Annotated in this window: 2 protein-coding genes; both read left to right on the top strand. The window is 50.7% G+C overall.

Annotated elements, in window-relative coordinates; translation table 11 throughout:
• Positions 1 to 963, top strand: a 963-nt coding sequence (locus ABYV26_RS23020) for a Crp/Fnr family transcriptional regulator (protein WP_372683695.1), incomplete at its 5' end; no start/stop codon positions are given.
• A 374-nt stretch (positions 964 to 1337) separates the two neighbouring features.
• On the top strand, positions 1338 to 3545 hold a 2208-nt coding region (locus ABYV26_RS23015; RefSeq protein ID WP_372683694.1), incomplete at its 3' end, for an RND family transporter.

Below are 3545 nucleotides of genomic sequence, written 5' to 3'. Positions count from 1 at the left end.
CTGGAGCATTACGATTTCCGCCCCTTGATGCAAGGGGCTGCCGGTAAGTTTGCCAGCATCGGCTGGTTGTGCATCGCCGAACGCTATCGCAGGCACCGGGGCATATTACCCGCGCTGTTTAAAATGATCGTTCGTGAGACCAAGAAAAGAGGCGTGCAGCACTTGATCGCCCCCTTGCACCCCCCGATTTTGCCTCTGCTGGAGCGGTTTGGTGCCAAAGCGGTCGCCGAGGCCTTTTTTTCTGAAGAACTGCAAGTGTCCATGGTGCCCATCCACATCAACTATGGCGACCTGCCGCCGGGGCTCAGAGAGTTTTCCCAGGATCCGTTTCAAATCCTCTTTGAGGACAGCAACCAGCGGCGTATTTATCGGCAGGGGGAAACGATCATCGAGAAAGGAAAGCCCGGTACCGACGCGTTTTTGATCATGCGTGGTGCCGTGGAGGTCCTGGCGCACCCCGGTGTCCAGCAGACCCAGCGGGCCGGCGTCGATGGGGTCGGCGATGGCACGGAAGGCAATCCGCTGCTGGGCCAGGGGCAAGTGTTCGGTGAACTGTCTTTGATGGATGGTGGCCCGCGGACGGCCACGGTGATCTGCCACTCCAAAGAGGTTGACCTGATGGTCTGGACCCGGGAGCAGTTATTTCAGCAGCTCGGTGCAGACCATCAAAAGGCCATTCAACTTTGCAAGATATTGGCCAGCCGTCTCAGAACGGAAGTTGAAGGATATCAAAAAAATCAGTCGCATGAAGCCCTGGTGGCAACCATCATCCTGGATGCGTCTCGGGAGGCGAATCGAACGGTGAGTCTGAAATGGCTGGCTAGCCAGTGCGGATTCCGTGGCAAGGAGATGCAAGCCTTGATGACGCATTGGGCCGAGGACGGACTGGTGGACTGGGAAGGTGCCGAGACGATCCAGGTCACCCATATAGAACGGTTGAAAGAAAAAATGATTTGGAAATAAATCTGATGAACCCGTACAAAGTCGCCAAAGCATCATTTCTCATTTACATCATGAAGAACATGAAGTTGGTATGATTATATGTTTTTATTTCCTTCATGATCTTCAGGCGCTTCATGGTGAAAAATTGAACTTCTTACGGAGCCGTCAAATCTGACTGGCTTAACCATCTTGACCAGATGGGTTAAAATTACGGGCACTGCCCGGGAATACCAACGTTTTTTAAATCCGGTAAAATTTTCGTAAACCTTGATCTCGACCCAATTGGCCTATTTCTGGACGGACACGGGTTAGCACCCTTTTTCAATATTGTTTATGCAACATTGGGGTAAACAGATATGAACCATAATCCACCGCCCAACAGCGACTAATTCCCCTTGAACCAAGCCATCCAAAAAAAAGTCAATGAAGCTGAACTTTACCTGAAGCAGGGACTGTTTGCAAACGCCCACCAGATTTATAGCCAACTTATCAAGGATTCCCGCGCTTACCTGAAAAGCCATCCTGATCTGAAAGCGTCGGTGCGACAGGCATTAGATGCCTGCATCGAGGCGTTCGAGGTAAGATGTGAAGAGATACAAAGGCAATCGGGGTCGTTTGAGCGCAACCATGAGGTGGGCGATGGGGGCGTCATTCCATCCGACTCCGCGAATGAAGCCCAAGTCGGTGCTGTACTCGAGGCACTCGGGATTTATGATGAGGCCATCGACGAGCCAACCACCCCGGCCCAAAAAAACATCAGCCACCCATCCAAGCCGTCAAAACCCCCATTTTTCAGTTTTGACACCGTTTGTTCCTACCCGTTGGTATTTCTGGTGGTCTCATGTATTTTTGCGGCAGTGTTTGCCGTGTACAACCCATCCGTGAAAACGGTCAATAACGTTGACTACTTCAAACTTGAACACGATGCGGACCGGGCATTTTACGAACAATTTAAAACCGTATTCGGCAATGACGAATTTTTCATCATCGCCTTTGACGCCGACCCTCTGTTCTCTCAACCCTATTTATCCCTGCTTGACCGGATTACCAGGGATCTTGAGGCTATTGAAGAGATAGAGAGCGTCACCAGTCTGGCCAATGTCGACGACATCATCGGCGAATCGGATTACTTCGAGGTGCGTAAATTTCTTGAGGAGATAACCGATGATCCGGAAGTGCTGGCATCTTTGCGGGCGCAGGCCGTCAACAACTACCTTTACGTGAATAACCTGTTGCCCAAAGATGCCAGGACGGCGGCGATTGTGGTGGAAGCCTACGACAGGCCCGAAGATGAAGATTATCGCCAGCGCCTGCTCTCTGCAACCGACCAGGTGCTGAAGAAATATCAGGCCGAGGTGCCGGCCTTTTACCTGGGCGGCTGGACCACCACCAATTTCAGCCTCAGTCAATATCTAAAAGCGGACATGATGGTTTTTGTCCCGGCCACCTATTTGCTGATCGCCTTGACCACCTGGTTGTTCTTCAGAAATGTCCGCCTAACCCTGCTGACCGTGATCAATATTTCCGTGTGCCTTGCAGCGACGCGTGGATTGCTTGGCCTGACCGGCATCACCTTGAACAACGTCACCAGCATCGTTATCCCTTTGGTCATGGCGCTATCCTTGTGCGACACCGTCCATATTTTTTCACACCTGGACAAAAGCATTTTGAAGAAATATCCAGAAAAAAATAAGGCGCTCGCCCAGGTGCTTAAAAAGGTTGCCTTGCCATGTTTTCTGACCACCCTTACTACGGCGGTTGGTTTTTTGTCCCTCTCTTTCAGCGATATCGTTCCCATCAAAGAATTTGCCTGGGTTGCTTCAGCCGGTATGGTATTCGAGTTCATCTTCTCTTTTTTCTTGCTGCCGCCGCTGCTTTTGTGCTTTCAGCCGGAGACGATCTATCGAGAAAATGGATCGCGTAAGGGCGTGAGAAAAATAATCGAGGGTTTAGGCAAGGCTGTCCGCCGGCACCACCGACCGATTGCGGTCATGAGCTGCCTGGTCGTTATTCTGTCTGTGGGGTCTGCCAGTCTGGTCCGGGTGGAAACCAATTTGATCGATTTTTTTAAAAAATCAAGCCCGGTAAGAAAATCATTGGATTTTGTAGAAAAGCGGTTAAGTGGTGTGGGAACGCTGGACGTTTCATTCAAGGCGGACACCATGGACGCCTTCAAATTGCCGGCAAATCTAAGGCTCATCGAAAGTGTGCAACAATTTATCGATTCGGTGGAACATGTCGATAAGACGATGTCCTTCGTCGATTTCCTCAAGGACATGAACGCCTCTTTCCATGACGAAAACATCCGTTACTACAAGATCCCGTCTAGTGCCGAGATGGTTTCTCAATATATGTTGGTGTATGATTCCGACGATATCGACGATTTCGTCAATGGAGACTACGACCACGCCAGAATCTCCGTGCGGATTTCCGAGCACAGTTCCAGCGGCCAAAAACGAATCGTTGAACAGATAAAGGCGTATATTGCCACCATCGATCATTCATCGATCGACATCCGTGTTACCGGAAGAGCGGTGATCGATTCTAATCTCATCGATGCCATGGTCAAGGGCCAGATCACCAGCCTGAGCACCGCCGCCCTG

Source organism: Desulfosarcina sp. (assembly GCF_041551955.1).
Taxonomy (GTDB): Bacteria; Desulfobacterota; Desulfobacteria; order Desulfobacterales; family Desulfosarcinaceae; genus Desulfosarcina.
The sequence above is the reverse complement of the archived record's forward strand: the minus strand, read 5'-3'. Positions and strand labels throughout refer to the sequence as shown.